The sequence below is a fragment of the Alcanivorax sp. S6407 genome (assembly GCF_023016115.1).
Lineage (GTDB): Bacteria > Pseudomonadota > Gammaproteobacteria > Pseudomonadales > Alcanivoracaceae > Alcanivorax.
Genome location: NZ_JALKBH010000004.1, coordinates 265,011 through 287,692, shown reverse-complemented (window position 1 = coordinate 287,692; position 22,682 = coordinate 265,011). Strand labels below are relative to the sequence as shown.

Annotated in this window: 19 protein-coding genes; 16 read left to right on the top strand and 3 right to left on the bottom strand. The window is 55.5% G+C overall.

Annotated elements, in window-relative coordinates:
- The first annotated feature begins 1,513 nt into the window (after positions 1 to 1,513).
- From MWU49_RS11035 to MWU49_RS10995, 9 genes are all read left to right on the top strand, one after another.
- Positions 1,514 to 1,660: an excalibur calcium-binding domain-containing protein gene (locus tag MWU49_RS11035; protein WP_348646704.1), complete on the top strand. Its 147-nt coding sequence runs from the start codon at positions 1,514 to 1,516 to the stop codon at positions 1,658 to 1,660.
- A gap of 96 nt (positions 1,661 to 1,756) precedes the next feature.
- Positions 1,757 to 2,167 carry a hypothetical protein gene (locus MWU49_RS11030; RefSeq protein ID WP_246972078.1) on the top strand — a complete coding sequence of 137 codons (411 nt, stop codon included), beginning with the start codon at positions 1,757 to 1,759 and terminating at the stop codon, positions 2,165 to 2,167.
- A gap of 1,064 nt (positions 2,168 to 3,231) precedes the next feature.
- Entirely contained in the window at positions 3,232 to 3,537 is a 306-nt protein-coding gene (locus tag MWU49_RS11025; RefSeq protein ID WP_246972073.1) for a hypothetical protein, read from the top strand.
- Positions 3,538 to 4,076: 539 nt separating this feature from the next.
- Complete coding sequence (locus MWU49_RS11020; RefSeq protein ID WP_246972070.1) at positions 4,077 to 4,445, top strand: hypothetical protein; 369 nt, start codon at positions 4,077 to 4,079, stop codon at positions 4,443 to 4,445.
- A 63-nt stretch (positions 4,446 to 4,508) separates the two neighbouring features.
- Positions 4,509 to 4,709 carry a hypothetical protein gene (locus tag MWU49_RS11015; RefSeq protein WP_246972066.1) on the top strand — a complete coding sequence of 67 codons (201 nt, stop codon included), beginning with the start codon at positions 4,509 to 4,511 and terminating at the stop codon, positions 4,707 to 4,709.
- Positions 4,710 to 4,815: 106 nt separating this feature from the next.
- Positions 4,816 to 5,181 (top strand): DUF2007 domain-containing protein, encoded by a 366-nt coding sequence (locus tag MWU49_RS11010; RefSeq protein ID WP_246972063.1) that lies wholly within the window; start codon positions 4,816 to 4,818, stop codon positions 5,179 to 5,181.
- Between the two features lie 61 nt (positions 5,182 to 5,242).
- Positions 5,243 to 5,623, top strand: coding sequence for a hypothetical protein (locus MWU49_RS11005; RefSeq protein ID WP_246972060.1), 381 nt, complete (start codon positions 5,243 to 5,245; stop codon positions 5,621 to 5,623).
- Between the two features lie 465 nt (positions 5,624 to 6,088).
- Complete coding sequence (locus tag MWU49_RS11000) at positions 6,089 to 7,831, top strand: ShlB/FhaC/HecB family hemolysin secretion/activation protein (protein WP_348646702.1); 1,743 nt, start codon at positions 6,089 to 6,091, stop codon at positions 7,829 to 7,831.
- 12 nt (positions 7,832 to 7,843) lie between these two features.
- Positions 7,844 to 9,310, top strand: coding sequence for an OmpA family protein (locus tag MWU49_RS10995; protein ID WP_246972056.1), 1,467 nt, complete (start codon positions 7,844 to 7,846; stop codon positions 9,308 to 9,310).
- Between the two features lie 40 nt (positions 9,311 to 9,350).
- On the opposite strand, the gene ggpS is transcribed toward MWU49_RS10995, so the two are convergent.
- Positions 9,351 to 11,636: a glucosylglycerol-phosphate synthase gene (gene ggpS, locus MWU49_RS10990; RefSeq protein WP_246972054.1), complete on the bottom strand. Its 2,286-nt coding sequence runs from the start codon at positions 11,634 to 11,636 to the stop codon at positions 9,351 to 9,353.
- Between the two features lie 694 nt (positions 11,637 to 12,330).
- On the opposite strand from ggpS, the gene MWU49_RS10985 reads away from it, so the two are divergent.
- Positions 12,331 to 12,762 (top strand): YqaA family protein, encoded by a 432-nt coding sequence (locus MWU49_RS10985; protein ID WP_246972051.1) that lies wholly within the window; start codon positions 12,331 to 12,333, stop codon positions 12,760 to 12,762.
- A gap of 492 nt (positions 12,763 to 13,254) precedes the next feature.
- Here MWU49_RS10985 and rep read toward each other — a convergent pair whose 3' ends face one another.
- A complete protein-coding gene (gene rep, locus MWU49_RS10980; protein WP_246972049.1) occupies positions 13,255 to 15,276 on the bottom strand; it encodes a DNA helicase Rep in 2,022 nt (673 codons plus the stop codon).
- Between the two features lie 164 nt (positions 15,277 to 15,440).
- Between rep and MWU49_RS10975 the strand changes: the two genes are divergently transcribed.
- Both MWU49_RS10975 and MWU49_RS10970 read left to right on the top strand, forming a co-directional pair.
- Entirely contained in the window at positions 15,441 to 16,130 is a 690-nt protein-coding gene (locus tag MWU49_RS10975; protein ID WP_246972047.1) for a pseudouridine synthase, read from the top strand.
- A gap of 249 nt (positions 16,131 to 16,379) precedes the next feature.
- Entirely contained in the window at positions 16,380 to 16,922 is a 543-nt protein-coding gene (locus MWU49_RS10970) for a macro domain-containing protein (RefSeq protein ID WP_246972045.1), read from the top strand.
- Between the two features lie 282 nt (positions 16,923 to 17,204).
- Here MWU49_RS10970 and MWU49_RS10965 read toward each other — a convergent pair whose 3' ends face one another.
- Complete coding sequence (locus tag MWU49_RS10965) at positions 17,205 to 18,269, bottom strand: acyl-CoA desaturase (RefSeq protein WP_246972043.1); 1,065 nt, start codon at positions 18,267 to 18,269, stop codon at positions 17,205 to 17,207.
- 119 nt (positions 18,270 to 18,388) lie between these two features.
- Between MWU49_RS10965 and MWU49_RS10960 the strand changes: the two genes are divergently transcribed.
- The 4 genes from MWU49_RS10960 to MWU49_RS10945 all read left to right on the top strand — a co-directional run bounded on the left by MWU49_RS10960 (position 18,389) and on the right by MWU49_RS10945 (position 22,318).
- Positions 18,389 to 19,435 (top strand): AraC family transcriptional regulator, encoded by a 1,047-nt coding sequence (locus MWU49_RS10960; protein ID WP_246972041.1) that lies wholly within the window; start codon positions 18,389 to 18,391, stop codon positions 19,433 to 19,435.
- A 340-nt stretch (positions 19,436 to 19,775) separates the two neighbouring features.
- Positions 19,776 to 20,264, top strand: coding sequence for an NUDIX domain-containing protein (locus MWU49_RS10955; RefSeq protein WP_246972039.1), 489 nt, complete (start codon positions 19,776 to 19,778; stop codon positions 20,262 to 20,264).
- Between the two features lie 65 nt (positions 20,265 to 20,329).
- Entirely contained in the window at positions 20,330 to 21,085 is a 756-nt protein-coding gene (locus tag MWU49_RS10950; RefSeq protein WP_246972026.1) for an SDR family oxidoreductase, read from the top strand.
- Between the two features lie 33 nt (positions 21,086 to 21,118).
- Positions 21,119 to 22,318: an acyl-CoA dehydrogenase family protein gene (locus MWU49_RS10945; RefSeq protein ID WP_246972024.1), complete on the top strand. Its 1,200-nt coding sequence runs from the start codon at positions 21,119 to 21,121 to the stop codon at positions 22,316 to 22,318.
- Positions 22,319 to 22,682: the final 364 nt, after the last annotated feature.

The following is a 22,682-nucleotide window of genomic DNA, read 5'->3' as shown; positions in this document are numbered from 1 at the left end:
GCTGTTATGAATTATGGGGAAGAGATGAGAGAGATCGAATATGGCTACGGCATAATGGGGTATGCGCTTCGATATGCTGGCCCCCTAGTGTTCGTGTTCATGATAGGTGTATTCCTTTTTGTGGACTACCTAATACTGGCAAACCTAGCAGAAAACGGGCTAGGCCTTGATGTCGCCTTTCTTTTTGCTACCTCTATTGTGGTGATCCCGATTTGTTTGGGGTCGGCATGGATGTGCGTAATGTATGGTCGATAACTCACGCGCTCTTATACAGTTGGCCATAATACATTCAAAGTATTTGAGAAAGGTCGAGTTCTTAGTTCAATTGATATTGGTGAGGCAGAAATACGATACAGGTGGCCATTTATCACATTCCTAATTTTTCATGATGATCTGGATGGTGGTGCGGTGGCGATTATGAACAATGCGCGTCACGAATCAATAGAGTTTTCCTCGATAAAGGAGGTCCTCCTTTCTATGGAAAACACAACCAAGGTTATATGGTGATTCATAACAAGCGGCTGCATCGGATAAATTTCCGCTGTCACCCTTTGTGCATAAGGCCGCACAAAGGTCGCCATCAAAAATTTACCCGGTGAGCCGGGCGTTAAATGGCTCTGCTTTATTTATTCCAGAGCAAGATTCCAAGTTGGTGCCACAGTCATGCTTTTGGATGCCGTTAGAAGAATATGAGGTTGTGACTCGGCTTTCCCGTTCGTTGTGGGCGGCCACATTTGAGGTTGGGGGTGTCTTCAGGGTTTGAGTCCTTGCAGGTGCCATAAATGTAGTCTGGTTCGCAGGCTCACACCTTGGTTCTTGGGTAGGCTGGTGTGTCACCACTTAACCAGGCAAGGCAAGCGGACCTTCGGCCGCTGCTCGCGGCGTTATGGCTTGAGGAGAGTATGCGCATAATTCTGCTAATGTCAGTATTAATATTGAGTGCATGTGCTCCTTATTACACGACAAAGAAGCCAGAGATAAATTTTCGTGTTACAGATGCGAATGGTCTGCCTATAAAGGATGCCACTGTTAAATTCGCAACAGTAGTTTATCCCTACGGCGATTTGCTCGAATCTGAATCACTTAAAACAGATGAAAATGGTGAATGAAAAGTAGAGAAAGACGCATACTGGCAAATGGTCGTCTTTACGTTACATGGCTCTAAAAGCTATAGCTGGAACTTCTGTGTAGAGAAGGATGGGTACTCAGCATCAGCGATGAATGATGTTTCATCATCAGGTATTGGGAAGTTAGCTGAGATAAAACTAACACAAAGCGAGGGAGTGACTTTCTGTAAAGGAGAGCACTTCCCAGCTAGATATGAAGTTAGCCATAACAAGTAGCTGCAATGGACTGTCAAACCTGTCACTCAATTTGCTACGCAAATACGTGCCAGCTTTGCCAGCCGCTGAGCTAGGCGTTATAGCGAAATTAACGTGGGGTAGGGGTTTTGAAAAATTTTCTTCTTGTGGCTGTTTTGGGTTTTGCTGCGTGGAGTTACTACACAAATAACATGGATACGGGTACAAGTGCTGTAATCCATCCGTATGCCATGGATAGGGAAGCAATGGNAGCCGAATTTTTCACAAGAAACTGCCCGAATACAAAGATGGATGGTGATAGAGACGGGATACCTTGTGAAAACGATTCCCGGTTTTGATAGCGGGTGCTATAACAAGCGGCGCCAGGCAGACCAAATTTCCGCTCCTGCGTCGCTCCAATTTTCCTGCTGCGCCGGGCGTTAGATGGAAATTCGATGAAGCTGATTACTGTTTTGATGGTTCTTGTGTCTTTGAGTGGCTGTGTTGGAGGCTACATCATTACGACTGAATCTACGGAGCAGAGGTTTGTACACCTACAGGGAAAAAATAAGTGGGTGGTAGAGGATAAAGAAAGTGCAATTGCGTATTTAGGGATGCCAGATTCAACGAGAACGACTAAAGAGGGAGGTGAGGTTTGGACCTATCGTGAAAGCTTGGCTTGGAGAGGCGCTGCGCTTGTTATGATTGTACCAATACCTTTACTCATCCCTTTAGGCTTCAACGAGTTAGAGCTCCGCTTTTCTGAATCAGGAAGATTAATAGAGGGAAAGCTGGATGGCGCCAAGGAAACTGGTTGCGCAATATTCTTTCCAATTCCCGAATGCATTCCAGATAATTTTGTATAACTATCTGTTTTCTATGCGAGATCATTAATCATCTAACAAGAAACTGCAGCGGATCAAATTTCGCTGCACTCAATTAGTCCGCTGAGTTTGGCGTTAATGCGATAAGGCAGGAGCATGGAGGGAGGTGTGAGGCTCGGGTTTCTACTTTTTTCTGCATATTTAATGTGTGGTTGTGCATTCTCTCAGAGATGGGAAGGTCATTATCCCAATGCGAATGTAGGATGGACCAATGCTGATGAGTTTGGTTTTAGTCGGCTAAACTGTTCGGGAGAGAAGATTACAGCCTTTCCTCTCTATAGGCAGAGTTTCACTTTCTTTGGCCCTGCTTTGCTGCCAGTGATCCCATTTTACTGGCCTTTTCAGAGACCCGATTTGGTATTGTCTATAGAAGCAAGAGGTCAAAAGGAGTGCCCATTGATTAGATCTGGCGATCGTGTTTATACGGCAGAGCCTGGTAATTGGCGACAGTGCAGCTATCACGTCGGCAGGATCACTGAGAGCGAACATTTCGAAGTCTCATCAGAAATTTACGAATGTGGCAACAATGATTTCAGTTATCAGAGAGAGATAGAGTGGAGAACGGATTTGCTTTGGGCCGATTTTGATTAGCTCTTCTCTCAAATTAGATGGTTAAGGCCATTAACAAGCGGCGGCAGGCAGACCAAATTTCCGCTCCTTCGTCGCTCCAATTTGCCTGCTGCGCCGGGCGTTAGGTGAAGATAGCTATGAGATTCTGGCCTATATATCTGGCACTTATCTCATCGGCCATTGGCTGTGCTGTAGCTATATGGTTCGGTGTGGTTGCTTCAGTGGGGGTGGGCGTGCGTTTTCTGGACACTCCATACGATAGTTATCCGCCTGATGTTAAAGCGTATTTAGAGGTTCTCTCTGGTGGGGTGATTTTGGCCGGTTCAATTTTCATCCTGCAGCTAGTAGCTATGGGGTTTGTATACTTGGCCTACCGTAGAGAAAAGCACCTAACAAGAAACTGCAGCGGATCAAATTTCGCTGCGCTCAATTAGTCCGCTGAGTTTGGCGTTAGAAGCAAAAGGGAATAGGCACTAATGAACTTGAAGATCAGCGAGCAATACGAAGACTTGGCGACTGAATGGCAGTATCAGATGATACTTATATTGAAGAAGGCGCTAGCGAAGTTTGGAGTCGACGAAAACCAAGCGAAAGAAATTGTAGGTGAATTCGCCTTCGATTTTTCAATGCTCCATGATCAAGGTGAAATTAAGGTCGAAGGAAATTCGTTCAATCCTCGAATCAGCTTCGATGACTTTTCAGGAAACCTTATTTTATCCGATGAGGAAAGTAATCTTCACGAGTATGCGTTTGGAAGCACCAGTGAAGCTTATGGCGAGTAAGCTTCTAACAAGTGGCGCCAGTCGGACCCAGTTTCGCTCGTGCCTCGCTACACTGGCCCGCTGCGCCGGGCGTTATGACTCGCAGGGATGAAATGGTTTTTTTAGCAAGAATAACTGCGCTACTAGCAATCAGCTTGCTTTTGATTTCCTGCGGTGATCGGGAGGATGTCCAGATTAGGGAGAATTTTTGGCGAGCCAAATTGGAGCATTTTTCGCCGGTTGGAAAAACTAAAGATGAACTGTTTGAATGGCAGAAGAGCAATAATGTTCCGCTAAGCTCATTCCCAAATGAGGAAGGCGTGATTCTGGAATCTATTGAAGGTGATGGTTTTGTTTGCGGAACCTGGAATGTTCTCCTTTCGATCGAAATGGACTCGAATGGAAGAATAGTCAATTACAGCGTAAAGAGTTCGGGGTCATGTCTGTAGCACAAAGTCATAACAAGCGGCGCCAGGCGGATCAAATTTCCGCTCGTTCCTCGCTCCAATTTGCCTTCTGCGCCAGGCGTTAAGCATCAGAGAAATATGGAAGTGAGAGGAGTGGATAAACCAATAACCGCTTATATCTTATGTTTGTATTTGGTCGGAGCGGCTATTTATAGCTTGGCAGGGCTGTCTTGGTCGGCTCCTCCTGCCTTGTTGATGATGGCGGTCATCTATCAACTCTTAAGGTTGGCGGCAGGCGCTGCATTGTTCTTCCGCTTCGGTATTGCTCCATATTTATTGGTGGTGATTCTGCTGTGGTCGGTTGTTGCAACACTCCAAGGTTACAGTGTGCATCCACTATCTCACCAATCTATATATGTAATTATTTATACGGTGGTCAGCATAGTATTCCTTGCCTCTATTGCTCTATATTCATTTCACTTAAAGAGGAAAGGTTATTTTTTGGGTGGGAAAGGTGCTTAACAAGCACCTCCAGGCCGACCTTCGGCGGCTGAGGTGGGCGTTATGTGGTGTGGATAGTGAAAAATGAAAAAGTTTCTGCGAGTCCTTAGCGGAATACTAGGCGTCTGTGGAATTGGTTTTTTTGGCCTCATGCTTTACGCCGTTGCGGTTGACCTTTCTCACTTTTCAGGTCTTTTTATAAGTGCAGTATTTCTGGCGTATGGTATTGGTGGTGAGAAAGCAATCGGGGCTGTGTTTCCAGGGTTGCTGAGGAGTAAGTGGTAGCCAGTCACACATAACAAGCCAAGGTAGTGGGACATGTTTTGTTTCGCTGCGCTCAAAACACAAATTATGCCCCTGCTTGGGGCGTTATTTTTTGGGGAGGGTGTGAATGCGAAAGCTGTTCAGCACCATTGATAGAACAGAAGCTTGGAATGCTAAATTCTTGCTGGAGTCGAATGGGGTTCCCATCTATATCGGTGGAGAACACACTGGCCCAGCCCCAGGAGTGGTGGTTTCAGATGCTTATACCGTATGGGTTTGTCTGGATGAGCAGTTCGAAGATGCTTATAGGTTTATGGAGGATGACTCGCACGAGATTTCATGCCCAATAAACGTTGATGAATTCTATAGAGCCACTGAAGAAGCGAAAAAGGAAAAAAAGCCATGGAGCTCAGATAGAATAATGCTTCCACTAATGGCTGCTGCAGCTCTTGGTTTTGTAGCATGGATTGTTAGTCGAATTTCGGAAACATAAAAAGAGCCTGCAAACCGACCTTGTAGCGCCCCCGCTTTAACGTACAGCAAGAGAGGCAAGCATGGATAAAGTGGTCCCGGTTCTTCTGGTGCTGACTGGCATCATTCATCTTTTGCCGGTTGCTGGTGTTCTGGGTGGGAAGCGTCTTGCTGCTTTATATGGTATTTCGTTGAATGACCCCAATACTGAAATTCTGATGCGTCACCGGGCCAGCTTGTTTGGGCTTCTTGGCCTGTTCCTGGTATATGCGGCGTTCCAGCCTTCGTTGCACGTCTTGGGGATCGTTGCGGGGCTTGTCAGTGTGGTGTCCTTTATCGCGATTGCGTGGTCGGTTGGTGGCTACAATCGGGCTGTTCGAAAGGTGGTTGTCGTAGATGTCATTGCCTGCATCGCTCTCGTTGCTGCGGGTGCAATTCATGTGTTCACGGCGAGCCAGTTTTAAAGTATCAAGGGATTGGTTCGCTGCGTTTTACCGGGTGCCTTTGGATACCGTTATTGCGGATGTTGGCTCCCCCCCCCTCTATACATAAGTCTCACACTTGCAGATGACATGATTCTGTCAATCAGGGTTATACTCAAAAAGTAATATCCTTATTGCCCGGGATGGCTTGGGTGTAACGCTGATTGCTGTGTGATGACGTTANTTGCCTGCATCGCTCTCGTTGCTGCGGGTGCAATTCATGTGTTCACGGCGAGCCAGTTTTAAAGTATCAAGGGATTGGTTCGCTGCGTTTTACCGGGTGCCTTTGGATACCGTTATTGCGGATGTTGGCTCCCCCCCCCCTCTATACATAAGTCTCACACTTGCAGATGACATGATTCTGTCAATCAGGGTTATACTCAAAAAGTAATATCCTTATTGCCCGGGATGGCTTGGGTGTAACGCTGATTGCTGTGTGATGACGTTATGATGCTGCGCTTGTCATGGAACGCTCTGCTGGCAGGGGGAATCCTGCTGCTTCCTTCATTTTCTTATGCTGCCCCAGATGCCGGGGCCCTTCATCAGGATCGCAGGGCGCAGCCGGGCCCTTCGCTGGAGGCGGATCCTGACGTTAATCTCGATATTGAACCCTCTTCATCTTCTGCTCAGCCTGCGGAATCACCAGGGAGTGTTTTCGTCCAGGGCTATACCGTGCATGGCAATACGTTATTGAGCCAGGCTGAACTTGAGGCGGTGCTTCAGCCTTTCAGTCAGCGCATGCTCAGTGTTGCCGAGATTCATGATGCTGCTGCTGCCTTGCAGCAACGCTATATCGATACGGGCCTGTTCGCTGCTGAAGTGGTTATTCCGCCACAAATGCTGGAAGACCCTCCGGTCGTTGCGCTTCACGTCTATGAGGGCCGGATTGCAGATAATGGGGTGTATCTGGTCAATAGCGGTGAGCGGGTAAAGGACAGTGTGATTCACCGTATTGTGGTTAAGAACCTTGCCACGGGTACGCCATTGAAGCGGGCGCCCATGGAGCGGACGATGCTGCTGATCGGGGACTTGCCGGGAGTGGAAGTGAAAGGCGCGTTACTGCCCGGGGAGGTCGCCGGGGAAGCCTTGCTTCAGCTGGAAACCACTGACGAACCGGCTATAAACGGTGACCTGTATATCGATAACTTCGGTGACTACTACACCGGGGAAATGCGTGTGGGGGGATCGCTGTATTTTAACAGCCCCACCCGTCAAGGTGATCAGCTGATTCTCGACATGGTCACCAGTGGCGAGGGGTCGCAATACCTCTATGGTGAGTACAGTTTACCGGTCGGAGGCAATGGCCTGCGTCTTGGTGCGAGCCTGGATTACCTGAATTATGAACTGGGGGAAGAGTATGAGCCCTTTGATGTCATGGGAGACGCCTATGAGGCGGCTCTCCTTGCCCGCTACCCCTTGATTCGTGCCCGTCACCATAACCTGCGTTTCAATACGGCGGTATCGAGTCTGCGCATGCATGATGAGGATAATGTGATTGGGGAAAGTGATCGTCGTGTGGACAAGTTAGCCCTTGGCCTGCACGGAGACCGGGAGTTCAATCTTTTCAGGGTGGCGGAATTCTCCTATGGCCTGGGCGTGGATGTCGGTCGTGTCGATATTCTGGGTGATGATAATTACCTGGCTTTTGATCAGGCGTCCTCGGACACGGAAGGGAATTTTGCCCGATTCAATTATCATGTTGCCTGGCTGCAACACCTTGGCGGAGCCTGGTCCAGTTTTCTGATGATCAACGGACAGGTTGCCAACGGGAATCTGGATACCTCACAAAAACTCTACCTGGGTGGCCCGTATGATGTTGCCGGGTATCCCGTGAGCGAAGCCAGCGGGGATGAAGGTACGCAGCTGCATATTGATATTCGGCGGGATTTTGCAGATGTGTTGTTTCACAGCGATACCCAGATCTCTCTCTTCTATAGCCAGGGGTGGCTCACCCTGTTTAACGATACCTGGCCTGGCTGGGAGGGCGGTAACCCCCAGATCGAGAACCGCTTCAGCCTGAAAACTGTAGGGCTGAGTTCCCACAGTACCTGGCGAAGCCGGTATCAGTTACAGCTGATTGTTGGCCGTCAACTTGGTGATAATCCTGGCAGTGACCCGCTAACGGGGGAAGATACTGACCGATCGGATTCGGATTATCGTGCCTGGGCTCAGCTGGCCTATTTTTTCTAGGAGGCGAATATCATGAAACGTTTTCTTGTCATCGCAATCCTGGGCTGGAGTGAGTGGGCGTTGGCGTCTGCGAATTGTCAGCACTCTCAATCGTGGCAGTGCCAGCAACAAAATGGCGGCAATGTCGGCGCTCAATTGAATACCAATGCCGCGGGTGGCTCGCCGACGGGAGTGTTGCCTCCCGCTGGAGGGGGAGGTACTGGCACCCAGCCAGTTTCGGTTGTTCCGGTGGGTGTTTCGGCCACGACAAACAGCGGAACCAGTGGGCCCGTTGCCCCTCACAAGTTGAAGAAAATCAAGGCGTCACGTCCGACCGCCCCTCCGTTGCCGCCGACGCCGCCACTGCGTCTTCATCCGGATGCGGTTCCCGTGCCCATGACCGTTCAGGCCCCCCCGCTTCAGCAACAGGGTGGAGGGAATGGAAATCCAACCCCCTTGGTGCCCGGGCAGACAGTGATTGTGCCGCCGCCGCAGCAGGGCACGGCAACGCCGACACTGGCGCCGACGCAGCCGACACCGAATCCGGTGCCGGGTCAGGTGGTGATTGTGCCGCCGCCGCAGCAGGGCACGGCAACGCCGACACTGGCGCCGACGCAGCCGACACCGAATCCGGTGCCGGGCCAAGTGGTGATTGTGCCGCCGCCGCAGCAGGGCACGGCAACGCCGACACTGGCGCCGACGCAGCCGACACCAAATCCGGTGCCGGGTCAGGTGGTGATTGTGCCGCCGCCGCAGCAGGGCACGGCAACGCCGACACTGGCGCCGACGCAGCCGACGCCAAATCCGGTGCCGGGTCAGGTAGTGATTGTGCCGCCGCCTCAGCAAGGCAATGCGACCCCGATGCTTGTTCCCGGCAAAGCCACGCCACCAGGGAGTAGTGGTCCGACAGGGGGGGGAACGGGGCCAGCCACGACCTCCCCGGTGCCTCAGGTGGGGCAGACAGGCGGTGGCACACCTGCTCAGGGGCTGCTCATTCTGAATAACGGCAAGCTTGATCAGAGGACTGTTGTTCACAAAGACAATGCCCGGACATTGCAGCCGAAAGTGCAAACCTTTGATCGCGATGTTCAGGCGTTGCATCTTGAGGTGGCGGGCATTCGTGTACCGGAAATGGACTACAACTTTATTGAGCGTCCAGTCGCGCCATCAGGTACTTATGTCTTTTACTTCGACTTTGCCAGTGCGGTGATTCACCAGGAGCAAATGCCGGTCTTTGATCGTATTGTGGCAACCTATAACAACCGCGGTACGCCGATTACGGTTATCGGTGAAACGGACGGCTTCGGTAGCCATGCCTACAACGATGCACTGGCAAGGCATCGCTCCGGGATCATTATTGAGGAGCTGATTCGCAGAGGGATTCCCGCCAGCCACATCAGTGAGCATTATGAGGTGCGTTGTTGCCGGCAAGATCTGCCGTTGCTGGATTCCGTAGCGAAAGCCCGAGGTGATCGTATTACCTGGGTGCATTTCGATTGACAAGGAGCAGGGCCCTGCCTGCAGGGTCCTGCTCTTCTTCTCATGCCACCTGACTATCCGGCCCCACCAGCTTCACCTTCTTCTTCGGCTTTCGGCTGAACTGGTCCACGTTGTCCAGAAAATCATTCGCCCAATATTCGATGTCGTAGTGTTGAACGGCACTGAATGCTTCGTCCAGACGGGCGCGGGCGTCGGTGGCACTCATGGAAAGCGCCAGATAGCAGGTATCTGCCAGCTCCAGTGGATTATGCGGATTAGTGAGGATGGCGCCACGCAGTTCGGCGGCGGCGCCGGTGAATTCCGATAGCACCAGTACGCCGCTGCCCTGGGTCAGGCCCTGGGTGGCCACGTATTCCTTGGCGACCAGGTTGAGGCCATCACGCAGCGGCGTGATCCACATGACATCGGCCATGGCGTAGTAGCTGACCAGTTCCTCGAAGGGGAAGGCGCGGAAAAAGAATTGCACCGGGGTCCAGCCGACCCGGGCGAACTGGCCGTTGATGCGGCCCACCGTCTGTTCGATCTGCTGCTGCAGTTCGTCATAGATACGCATTTCCTTGGCGGCCGGCACGCACACGGTGAGCAAGGTCACTTTGCCCAGCAGCTCCGGGTTATCGGTCAGCAACCGCTCATAAGCCACCAGTTTTTCCAGAATGCCCTTGGTGAAGTCGAGCCGTTCCACGGACAGGATCAGGCGGGTGCCTTTTAGCTGTTCGCGCAGTTCCTGCATGCGCGTGCGGGTTTTCTGATCATCCAGGACGGTCTTGATGCGATTGAGATCAATGCCGACCGGATGAGCGCCCAGGCCGATGTAGCGGTCGTTGACCTTGATGGTCTTGGTCATTTCATCCAGGCCCACGGCGCAGCCATAGGTAAGAAAGCGCGGTGCGCAACCCACTTTTTCGACCACTTCCAGCGGCGTGACACCGCGTGCCACATCAACAAAGTTTTCTGCCTGGCGGGGAATGTGGAATCCCACGTAATCACACTGCAGCAGGCTGCCGACAATCTCCCGGCGCCAGGGCAGGACGTTGAACACATCTGCGGACGGGAAGTAGGTGTGGTGGAAGAAGGCGATGGTTACGTCCGGGCGCAGTTCGCGCAGGTAAGCCGGTACCATCCACAGGTTATAGTCGTGAATCCAGACGGTGGCGTTCTCCGCGGCTTCTGCGGCGGTACGTTCGGCGAACATCTTGTTCACTTTCAGGAACACTTCCCAGTGCTCTTCCTTGAAGCTGGCCCGTTCCCAGAAGGTGTGCAGGGTGGGCCAGAAGGCTTCCTTGGAAAAGCGCTTGTAGAAGATGTCGATGTCGTCCTTGTTCAGGGGCACGCGGGCGGCCACCAGATTGGGGAAGCGTTCGGCGTCCACTTCGGTGTGGGTCTGGAAATCTTCCGGGTCGCCATCGTGGGCGGACCAGGCTACCCAGGAGCCGGCCTTGGCGTCATCAAAGAAGCTCAGCAGGGTCGGGATGATGCCGTTGGGAGATTTGGGACGGTGGCGTACTACCTTGCCGTCAATCACGGACTCTTCGTAGGGCAGGCGGTGATAGACGATCACCAGATCGGCCTTGCCCGGAGTGGCAATATCGCGGACTTCGGTGTCTACGCCGGCGGGGCCGAGAAAACCAAAGTAACCCAGCGCTTCCAGGATGCCGCCACAACCCGGTGATGGCGCATGCATGACGCGGGTGCTGTTCTCGGTGGCTTCCAGCAGGGCCGGTTCGGATTCACCGACACAGACCCCTTTAAAGCCATGTTCGTACATGGACAGGTCATTGAGAGTGTCACCTGCCACCAGGACTTTTTCGATATTGATATCCAGATGCTTGACCAGATTCAACAGGGTCTTGCCCTTGTTGATGCCCTTGGGCAGCACATCAAGATAGCGATCTGCAGAATAAAGCAGGTCGCAACCGAGGTCCTCGACCATGGTTTCCAGTGCGCTGTCGATTTCATCGGCATCACAAAAGTAGGAGCAGCGGCGTTCCTGTGGCACATCCTGGCGTTGCAGGGAGGCGGAGACTTGCTCGACGGCATTGCCGACAATATGTTCGCCGGGCCAGATGTTGTCGATGTGGCCCTGGATGGGTTGTACCGGTTGCAGGGTTTCACCATCCACAATGGTGCAACCCACATCGCAGATAATGTATTGCGGGGTCGGGATGGTGGGGTCAGACAGAAGCGGCAGCACGGATTCGAGGCCGCGTCCGGTGACAAAGACCAGATCGATATCCGGGTGGGCGGAGATCAGTTGATAGAGTCTGGAGCGGCTTTCTTCGTTGCCGCCCAGAAATGTACCGTCAAGATCCGTTGCTAAAAGCATCATTACCTCGCTGTGAAGTTAATATCCTCCAGTATTGCGAGTTCACAATAGCGCTGACTCAGAAGGGATAGCTTGAGAGTCAGTACGCATTGCCAATTTAGCAGCCGGATGCGGGACGATGTAGGACGTTGTAGATGGTAGCTCCGCATCAGAAGGGAACAATGTGCCGGCACCGCGGTGCTAACTGGCAATCTGTTTCCTGAAGGTAGTGGTGCATAATCTGTGCCGGGTGGTGGTTTTTTGTTCTGAAATTACCTTTTGGTAAATGGCTGAAAGGCAGATGCCGTGTGGGGTTGCGGTGGTTACAAAAAAGTGGGCATCCATAGTGTATTGGGCGGGCTGTGACGGAAATATTGCAGCGGTTTTCGGGTGATTGTGGGGCGTTTTATGGTGTTGGTGCATGCTGTTGGATCCAGGGTGCGTACCGCTGTAGGAGCTTGCCTGCAAGCGATCCGAGCCTAAGCGAGGTAAGGATTCAAGAAGCGAGTTTTGAGTGCCGAGTTCCGAAAGGAAAAAAGCAACAATCAGGTACGAGGTTTGAGGTTTTTCCTTTCGACACTCGTTTCTCGCAACTCGAAACTGATTTCCTCGCTTATGCTCGGATCGCCTTGCGAGCAAGGCTCCTACATGGGCGGGGGAGGGGCGATAGGCGGGGAGCGGAGCGGGTGAATAGGGCGCGGAGGGTGCTTTAAGCGTAATGGAATATTTTACCGAGTTGGGCCATATCGGTTTGTTTCTGGCGGCGTTTCTGGCCGCCACGGTGTTGCCGTTGAGTTCCGAGGTGGTGCTGGTGGCTCTGCTGCTCAATGGCTTGTCGCCGGCGTCGCTGGTGATCGTGGCCACGGTGGGGAACGTGCTGGGCGCGTTGGTGAACTATGCGTTGGGTTACTGGGCTGGCGTGGCGGTGATCCGGCGCTGGTTGAAGATGTCGGAAGCAGAATTTGTCTCTGCGGAAAAGCGCTTCCAGAAATACGGGGTGTGGTCGCTTTGTCTGGCCTGGGCGCCGGTGATTGGCGATCCGCTGACGGTGATGGCGGGGATTCTGCGGGTTCGGTTGTTGTGGTTTTTGTTGTTGGTGACGGCGGGGAAGTTGTTGCGGTATGTGGTGATTGCGTGGATGGCGGGGTGAGAATAGCTGTGAGCTGTGAGCTGTGAGCACAAGCTACAAGCTACAAGCTACAAGCTACAAGCTACAAGCTACAAGCTACAAGCTACGCTTGATGGGGTAGCAAACCCCGGAAAAGTTCCCGGGTTTTTCCGAAGAACAGAAGACACTTCCAGATCGTTGAGTTCGGCGCTACTAGATAACCTGTGCCTCCTGTAGGAGCCATGCTCGCATGGCGATCCGAGCCTGGGCGAGGTAAGGATTCCAGAGGCGCGTTTCGCGTAACGAGTAACGAGTAACGAGTAACGAGTCGCGAGTTTCGAAAATCAAATAGCCACAACAAGGCGCCAGGGTTGAGGTTTTGCCTTTCGAAACTCGCTTCTCGCAACTCGTAACTGATTTCCTCGCTTAGGCTCGGATCGCCTGCAGGCAGGTTATTCGCTGCGCTCACCCTCCGGGCCGCACTGCGTGCGTTACTCCGCTACGCTACGTTCCTGCGGTAATGTCGGGTTGGGGTTAATCCAGCAAGGCTCTCAGGTTTGCGATGCTGGCTTCGGCGACGGCGTCTTCCTGGGCTTCATCCTTGATGACGCCGATGCCGAGATAGTCGATATCATCCTGGGGAATTTCATCCAGGAAGCGGCTGGCGGCGGTGTCGATACGTTCGCCGTATTGTTTGCGGGTGAGGGCCTGGGTCATGGCCAGGGTTTCCCGGGCGCGGGTGATGCCTACGTACATCAGGCGGCGTTCTTCGACGATGTTGTCTTCTTCGATGCTGGTGCGATGGGGCAGTAGTTCTTCTTCCACGCCCATCATGTAGACGTGAGGAAACTCCAGCCCTTTTGAGGCATGCAAGGTCATCAGCTGGACGCGGTCGGAATCGTCGTCTTCTTCCTGCTGCTCGAGCATGTCGAGCAATACCAGTTTCTTGATGACACTTTCCAGATCGCTGGCACCGTCATCTTCCTCTTCCTGCTTTTCCAGCATGCGTTCAATGCTACGCACCAGCTGCCAGACATTTTCGATGCGCTTTTCGCCGATGCGCGGGCTGGAGGCATTCTGCATCAGCCAGCCTTCGTAATCGATATCACTGATCAGTTCGTTCACGGCCTGCAGGCTGTTCTGCCCGAAACAGAACTCGCGCTTGGCATCCAGCCACGCCTTGAACTTCTGCAGCTTCTCGGCGGACTTGGGTGCCATGACTTCGCCAAGGGCGAAGTCATCACAGACATGATAAAGGCCCTGCTCGCGCTTGATGGCCCAGGTGGCGAGCTTCTCCAGCGTGGTGGGGCCAATCTCCCTGCGTGGGGTGTTGATGATGCGCAGGAACGCATTGTCATCGTCCGGGTTCACCAGCAGGCGCAGGTAGCACATCAGATCCTTGATCTCGCTGCGTGAGAAGAAGCTGGTGCCGCCGGAGACCTTGTAGGGAATCGACAGGCTCTGCAGTTTCATTTCCAGAATACGTGACTGGAAATTACCGCGGTAAAGAATGGCGAAGTCTTTCCACTTGAGACCCTGTTGCAGGCGGCGGTGGAAGATGTCGCTGGCGATCCATTCGGTTTCCGCGTCTTCATCGCGCAGGGCGGAAAAGCGTAGCGGTTCACCGTAGCCGTAGTCGGACCACAGGCTCTTGTCGAACACGTGGGGGTTGTTGGCGATGACGGTGTTGGCGGCTTTCAGGATGCGGCCGGTAGAGCGGTAATTCTGTTCCAGCTTGACCACTTTCAGGGTGGGCCAGTCGGTTTGCAGTTGCTCGAGGTTTTCCGGGCGGGCACCACGCCAGGCATAGATGGACTGGTCGTCGTCGCCTACCACGGTGAACTTGCCTTCCGGCAGGGTGAGCATTTTGACCAGTTCGTACTGGGCGCCGTTGGTGTCCTGGTACTCATCCACCAGCAGGTACTGGATGCGGTTGCGCCACTTTTCCAGAATGCGGGGCTGCTCCTTGAACATGCGCGCCGGCATCAGGATCAGGTCGTCGAAATCCACCGCGTTGCAGACGCGCAGCATGCGGTCGTAACCGCCGTAGGCCATGGCGGCACGCAGGGTTTCGTCGGAGTCGGCGGTGCTCACCGCTTCTTCCGGCAGCACCAGGGCATTCTTCCAGTCGGAGATGCGCTTGTGGATGGCGTCCACCGCATCCAGGTCTTTCTCCGAGTCACCCTGGCGGAGGATCTCCTTGAGGATTTCCTTGCTGTCGGCGCCATCAAGAATGGAGAAGCCGCTACGCAGGCCGCAGGCCTTGAGCTCGGACTTGAGAATACGCAGGCCAAGGTTGTGGAAGGTGGACACAATCAGGCCGCGGGTCAGGTCGCGGCTGACCAGGGACTGCACCCGTTCCTTCATTTCCCGGGCGGCCTTGTTGGTGAAGGTCACCGCGGCGATGTGCCGGGCCGGCATGCCCCGCTCCTGAATCAGCCAGGCGATCTTGCGGGTGATCACGCTGGTCTTCCCGGAGCCCGCCCCGGCCAGCACTAGCAGGGGGCCATCGGCGTAGTCCACGGCTTCCTGTTGGCGGGGATTGAGTTTACTCATGGGGTACGGATCCGGGTTCGGGTATCGGGTGCAAAGGCGGGTATGATACCAGCGAAGGGGCTGCACTCCAGATACCGGGTGTCAGTTGATCAACGAATATTGTCTTTGCCATGGCCGGTTCTGGCCGGGGCGGGTCTGTACGGGTTGTCTGCATCAGCATGGTCATGCGTCTGGATTTCTTTCTTGCCCACGGCACGGGCCTGAGCCGCAAACAGGTGAAAATACTGATCGGCAAGGGCGCGGTGCGCGTGGACGGCGAGGCGCGCCCCAAGGCTAATACCAGGGTGGCTGAAGGCCAGGCGGTATGGCTCCATGATGAGCTGGTGCAATTGCCGGGCCATCGCTACCTGATGCTGCACAAGCCTGATGGGGTGGTGTGCTCGACAGAGGATGGCGAGCATCGCACCGTGGTGGACCTGATCCCCGCCGAGCTGCGCCGGGATCTGCACCCGGCCGGGCGGCTGGACCGGGATACCACCGGGTTGGTGCTGCTGACCAGCGATGGCGACTGGTCCCACCGGCTGACCTCGCCCAATCATGCCTGCGGCAAACGCTACCGGGTACAGTGTGCGGAGCCGGTCAGTGATGAGGATCTGCAGGCGCTGCGAGACGGCATTCTGTTGCGTGGCGAAGACAAGCCGACCCTGCCGGCACAGGCGGAACGGTTGAGTGAGCACGCATTGCTGCTGACGATTAGCGAAGGGCGCTACCATCAGGTGAAGCGCATGCTGGCTGCCCGGGGTAACAAGGTGGTCGGGCTGCACCGGGAGCAGATCGGTGAGATCGCCCTGGATATGGATCTGGCGCCGGGGGAGTTCCGGGTGCTGACGGAAGAAGAGATCGCCAGTATCTGAGGTGGTTTCTACGGAGCCGCTGTAGGAGCGAGCCTGCTCGCGATCCGAGCCTAAGCGAGGTAAGGATTCCAGAAACGGGTTTCGAAGATCAAAAAAAAACTGGGCCAGGCACGCGATTTGGGGTTTGGCCTTTCGAAACTCGCTTCTCGCAACTCGAAACTATTACCTCGCCAGGGCTCGGATCGCGAGCAGGCTCGCTCCCACAGCGGCTCAGTGATCAGTGTTTTGGTTGTACGCAAGGAGGCAGTCATGACGCAACGCCAATTCGGGAATGTCACCGTGGAAACCGTGCAGGGTGATATTGCCAATCAGCCGGACCTGGATGCCATCGTGAATGCGGCCAATGCGGAGTTGCGTATGGGCGGCGGGGTGGCGGGGGCGATTCATCGGGCCGCAGGGCCGGGGCTGGAACAGGAATGTATCCCGTTGGGGCCGATCAAGCCGGGTCAGGCGGTGATTTCCGGTGGCCATCACCTGCCCAATGCCCATGTGATTCATTGTCTTGGGCCGGTGTATGGGCGGGACAAGCCGGAAGAAAAGCTGCTGGCATCCTGTTATCGGGAAGCGCTGTTGCTGGCTGACCAGAACGGCATCGTCGCCATCGGTTTCCCGGCGATTTCTACCGGCATTTTCGGTTATCCCATTGAAGAAGCTGCCGACGTTACCCTGAAAACCGTGGCGGAAGTGGTGCCCGGGTTAAGCAACGTCCGCACGGTGCGTTTTGTCCTGTTCAGCGAGAGTGACAAGGCGGTTTTCGACAGGGCATTGATGGCCCTGCCGGCTGATCTGTAGGAGCTCTTTGTGCTCGTCAGGGTATGCCTGCAAGCGATCCGAGCCTCGGCGAGGTAATAGTTTCGAGTTGCGAGAAGCGAGTTTCGAAAGGCCAAACCCCAAATCGCGCGCCTGGCCCGGGTTTTTTTGATCTTCGAGACTCGTCTCTGGAATCCATACCTCGCCAAGGCTCGGATCGCTTGCAGGCAAGCTCCTACAGCGGCCACTAGCGAGTGTTTCCTGACGTAAAAAGGCCCGCCCGGTTTACCGGGCGGGCCTTTTTACGTCAGGCGTCAGGCGTCCCTATCCCAGCTGCCCTTGCAGCTCCATCACGTCCACGGTGCGTTCCGGGTTGAGCGGGTCGATCAGGGTTTTGGCGTCCTTATAGACTCGCGGGGTCTGGTAGAGCATGGCTACTGCCTTCACGTGGCTCGGGCAGACGTAGCGGTCGGGCATTTCCCGTTGCAGCCAGGCGCGCACTTTGGGGGCCTGGTCGGAGCCCATCTTCGGGAACAGGTGGTGCTCCACGTGGTGGCTGAAGTGGAAGTGCAGCGGATCGATCCAGCGCCAGGCGCGTACGCTCATTGAGTTGTCCACCGGATGGTTGTTGTCCATCTGCGGGCGCAGCATGTGGTTGGTAAGAATGTAGCTCTGGCCGATGAAGTTGAGAATCATGATCGGAATCAGCACGGTGAAGATGGCCAGCGGACCGGAGGCAATGGCCAGTACGATCCAGGCGGCGCCGCAGAGCATGGACTGGGTAATGGCCTTGCGGCGGTTGAAGCCCTTGAACTCGTCGCGACGGCGGGTCTGCATCCACAGCACCAGCTGGGCGTGGAACATGAAGGAATAGAACAGGAACAGGAAGCTGTACCAGGTGCCGCTGCCCGGGGCCGGTTTGGTGAAGTTGGCCATCTGCGGATACTTCTCGTAGCGCACCATGGTGCCGAAGGAGTCCGGATCCTTGTCGCCCAGATTGGTGTGGGCGTGGTGCGCCACGTTGTGCCAGCGGCGCCAGAATTCCGGCGGCACCATGGCGGGGCCAAAGCCCATCCAGCCGAGCACATCCTGCATGCGGCGGCTCATGCCAAGAGCGCCGTGCAGCACTTCGTGGGCCAGCAGCGCCTGGCAGGCCAGGGTGTGGCCGGCAAGCAGGCTGAGCAGCAGGTTGCCCCACCAGGGCAGATCAAAGGCCAGAATGCTGGCGATGCTACCCACGATGATGGCGGTCATGGGAATAAACCACAGGGCGCGCAGTGGGCGGGAGCGGAATGCGGAAGGCCCCAGATCCTTCTTGACGGCATCGCGGATGGCGCGGGCGTCGTCGGCGCCGAACTGGCGGCTGTAGGTTTGCGTATCAGTGTTCATGTTGTGTCCTTGGCATTTATGCCGAGTCTTGTCTGATGACGCGCATTCTGGTGAACAAGTGTGTGCTGTCGAAGTGCAGGGATGGCCACTGGTCGGTCATTTTCGGACAGGGGTGAAATATGGCGTATAATGACGTTATGAGTCGCGAACGTTTCGTACAGCTGGATCCTGGCACAGGCCGCTCCCCGGTCCCGGTCAACTATGTCCGTAATCTGGTGGAGCTGATTGGTGAGTTGGGTATTGATACCTCTCGCCTGCTGAACCGTGTCGGTCTGAGCAAGGAGGATGTTTACAACCCGGAGCCGGCGCTGCGTTTCGAGCAGTTCCGCCGGGTGATGGTGGGCGCCCGCGACATGACCGGTAATCCGGCCCTGGGGTTGAAGCTGGGCCAGCAGCTGACCCTGACCGCCCACGGCCTGCTGGGCTATGCGGCCATCAGCAGTGCCGATCTGGGCGATGCCCTGCGTCTGCTGGAACGCTATTTCCGTACCCGTACCCGCCTGTGTGTGCCGCGCATCGAGCCGGTGAGCAGCGGGGTGCGCTTCTGCCTGATCGAAAGCATGCCGCTGGGCGATATCCGCGAGACCTACCTGGAAGTGGTGGTGGCAGCGGTGGTCGGTGGTATCCGCTATCTGCTGGGTGACCGTTTTCAGGGCGCGGTGCTGGAGCTACCGTATCCGGCGCCAGAGCATGCCCATCTTTACGATGAGCTGCTGGGCATGCCGGTGGAGTTTGGTGCCGAGGTGGCGGCACTGCGTCTGCCGACCCGGCTGTTGAATGAGCCTTTCACTCTGTCTGATCCGGCCTCCCGGCAGATGGCCGCGCAGAAATGCGAGGAAGAACTGCAACGGCTGGAAGCGGATCAGGACTGGGCCAGCCGGGTGCGTGCCCGTCTGATGCAGGCGGAAGGCATGCTGCCGAGCCTGGAGCAGCTGGCCAGTAACTTCCATGTGACCTCACGGACCCTGCGCCGTTATCTCAATGCGCTGGATGTGAGTTACCGCTCACTGCTGGAAGAAGTGCGCATGACCAAGGCCATGGGCTATCTGCAGGCGAACATTACCGTACAGCAGGTAGCCAACCGTCTCGGTTATGCCGACCCGAGCAATTTCGCCCGCGCCTTCCGCAAGTGGACCGGCCACCCGCCGAGTTATTTCCAGCCGTAAGTCTCACCGCTTTTCAGCAAGAGCCCGAGCACCTGTAATGGCCGACGGTTTCTGTAGGAGAGCCAACTTGTTGGCCGAACAGGCGCCAAGCAAGTTTCAAGTTACAAGTTTCAACGCGGGGCAGCCTTTCGTTATATCCAGGTCATCGCCGCAATTCAGGCTTGATCGCGGGCATGGCCATGAATTCGGCAGCGAGCCATCACGCGCCTTGTAAATTGAAACTTGTAACTTGCCACTCAACACCTGTTCGGCCAACAAGTTGGCTCTCCTACAACCATCTGGCAATCCCCTGCCCATGCCGCTACTGTTGCCGGTCCGCATTGCTGAATAACAACAGCCCATGAGCAATCACGAACCTGTCCTGCTGGTGTCCCGGCATAACCATCCCCGTGGCAGTTGTCAGCGTGGCCGTATGCAGCGTGACCGACTGATTCACCGTGCTTCCTATGTGGTGGTGCAGGATCTGGCCGGGCGGGTGTGTGTTCAGCAGCGGGCGGCGGACAAGCATTTCTACCCCGGTGGCTGGGATCTGGCCGCCGGCGGGGTGATGCGCCCGGACGAATCCGTGGCCCAGGGGCTGAGCCGTGAACTGCATGAAGAACTTGGGTTGCGCCGCCAGTTCTCCCGCTGGCAGTGGTTCTGGTTTGCCAATCCCCATCACCGGGTGTGGGGGGCGTTGGCGTCGGTGCGAGTGTGCCCGGAGGCGGTGTCGCTGAGCGACGAAGTGGTGGCCATCGACTGGCTGCCGGCCCGGCAGGCGCTGGCCTTGCCCGGCGCCACCCCGGACACCCGCCATGCCCTGTCCTTACTGCTGGCATCAGCCTCCTGAGCGTTTTCGTCCTTGTTCAAAGGTCCTCTGCTGGGTAGGTTCTCCCCATCAAGAAGGAGAGCCTTATGACTCAGCGATTCAGTGTTGCCGGTAAGCGTATTCTGATCACCGGTGCCTCAAGCGGCTTTGGCGCCCACTTTGCCAAGGCGCTGGCCGAAGAAGGCGCGGATGTGGTGCTGGCCGCCCGCCGCGTGGAAAAACTCGAAGACACCGCCAACGCCGTGCGTGCCCTGGGCCGTGAAGCCATCGTGGTGCCCATGGACGTAAGCGATCACGCCAGCGTGGAAGCGGCCTTTGCCGACATGCCTGCCCTGGACGTGGTGGTGAACAACGCCGGTATCTCCCAGGAAGGCCCCACCGAGAACATCCCTGAAGAAGAATGGGATCGAGTGGTGGATACCAACCTGAAAGGCGTGTGGGCAGTATCCAAGTTCGCTATCCAGCAGTGGAAGCGCGACAACCGTCCCGGCAGCATCGTCAACATCGCCTCCATCCTGGGCCTGCGTGTGGGTGGCCGAGTGGCGCCGTACACCGCTTCCAAGGCCGCGGTGGTGCAGCTGACCAAATCCCTGGCGCTGGACTGTGCCCGTTACAACATTCGTTGCAACGCCATCTGCCCAGGCTACGTGGAAACCGATATCAACGCGGATTTCTTCAACAGCCCGCAGGCGGAAAAAATGCTCAAGCGCATTCCGTTCCGTCGCCTGGGGCAGATCGATGAACTGGTGGGCCCGCTGTTGCTGCTGGCCTCTGATGCCTCGTCCTACATGAGCGGTGCCATCATCGCCGTGGATGGCGCGCATCTATGCAATACCCTTTAAAAATCTGCTAACCGAATTCACCGAGGACAGATCATGGATTTTTCCCTGAGCCCGGAACTGGAAGACCTGCGTCAGCGTGTGGCGGCTTTTGTTGAAGCCGAAGTCATGCCGATGGAGAAAGACAAGGCCAACTACGACGAGCACGAAAACTTCAAGGAAAGCGTGGTCGATGCACTGCGTGAAAAGGCACGTGCACAAGGCCTGTGGGGTTTTCAGCTGCCGAAAGAGCGTGGTGGTCTGGATGTGGGTGTTGCCGGTATGGCGGTGCTCTACGAAGAAGCCGCCCGCAGCCCGTTCGGCCCGGTAGTGTTCAACTGTGCGCCGCCGGATGACGGCACTATGATCATGCTCAACAAGGTGCTCAACGACGAGCAGAAAGAGCGTTGGTTGCAACCGCTGATCGAGGGCAAGGTGCGTTCCGCCTTCGCCATGACCGAGCCTGATGGGGGCTGTGGTTCCGATCCGTCCCTGACCTACACCACCGCCACCAAAGAGGGTGACAACTGGGTTATCAACGGTCGCAAGTGGTTCATCACCGGCGCCGAAGGTGCGCAGACCTTCATCCTGATTGCCAAGACCAGCGATGATCCGCGCAAGGGCCTTACCGCTTTCCTGTTCGATGCCGACCAGCCCGGCTGGGAAATCGTCCGTCGTATCCCGATCATGGGCCCGGAAGAGCACGGTGGTCACTGTGAACTGAAGTTCGATGGCCTGGTGATTCCTGACGAAAACCGTCTGCTGAACGTGGGCGATGGTCTGAAGATTACCCAGATCCGTCTCGGTACCGCGCGTCTGACTCACTGCATGCGCTGGCTGGGTCTGGCCAAGCGTTGCATGGAAGAAGCCGCCGGTTATGTGGAAAACCGCATGAGCTTCGGTATCACCCTGGCCGAGCACGAAGGTGTGCAGTGGATGCTGGGTGACGTGGCCAAGGAAATCGAAGTGGGTCGTCTGCTGACCATGCAGGCTGCCTGGATGCTGGACCAGGGTGACTTTGCCAAGAAAGAAATTTCCATGGCGAAAATCCACGTGGCCGACACCCTGCACAAGGCAGCGGATACCGCCATCCAGCTGTGCGGTGCCCGCGGTTACTCCAAGGACACCCTGCTGGAGTGGATCTACCGCTACGCCCGTCAGGCGCGTCTGGTCGACGGCGCCAGCGAGGTGCACAAGATGGTGCTGTCCCGCTTCTACCTGAAAGAGAAGCGCGACTTCTTCAAGTGGGGAGTGTAAGTCGCTCCGCGACTGCAATACGCTTCACGCAACAGGCATCACGCTAAAAAAGCCCCGCATTCGCGGGGCTTTTTTTGTGGTTCATCGCGGATTAACAGGAATGGCTCACAGCAAAGACCGTTCTGTAGGAGCGTCGCTCGCGGCGCGATTCCGGACCAGGAATAAAAGCATTCTCTCCACTGAGATCACAGAGTCCACAGAGAAAACCCGTTGTTTTACTCTGTGCCCTCTGTGGTAAAACCGCCTTTATTCTTCGTGTGGGACGTTCAGCTTGCTGAACGAATGCAGTCTTGGATCAGGGGGTGCCGTCAGAACCTTCGTTCAGCAAGCTGAATCTCCCACCAGACAGCGATTTCACTCAGGG